Raw genomic sequence first — 465 nt, forward strand, 5'->3', positions numbered from 1 at the left:
CCCAGTTCTTTGAAGGTGCCGGACCATTCCTTGCTCGCATCCGAGCTCATCTTGCAGCCATCGATGGCGAACAGTTCGTTGCCCAGCAGGCCCTGCTCCTGACACACCAGAAGGACCTGTTCGAACAGCGCTTCGATCTCATCACCGTGGTTGCTCACAAACGCCGCCAGGGTGGTGAAGTGCGGCACCGTGTCGCAGGCCAGCGCCTTGAACAGGATGTTGGTCTCGCAGCACCACTGCATCTCGCGGCTGGAGGTGATGCCCTTGGAATAGGCGAACAGGATAACCTTGAGCAGGATGGCCGGGTCGTAGGCCCGCCGGCCGGTGTTGTCATTGCTGTAGCGCGGATAGAACACCGACAGGTCCAGCTTGTGCTCGATCAGGTAATGGACGGCGTATTCGAAGGTCCCGGGCTGGAGCTGGTGGCGGAAGTTGATCACCACCATCGTGTCCTGGTCGATGTTG

At 59.8% G+C, this 465-nt stretch carries 1 protein-coding gene; it reads right to left on the minus strand.

From position 1 onward, the window contains the following. The coding region (locus AC1RQI_RS17050) for a transposase (RefSeq protein WP_481905808.1) at positions 1-465 on the minus strand (465 nt) is incomplete at both ends.

Source organism: Salicola sp. AFF1 (genome assembly GCF_056783195.1).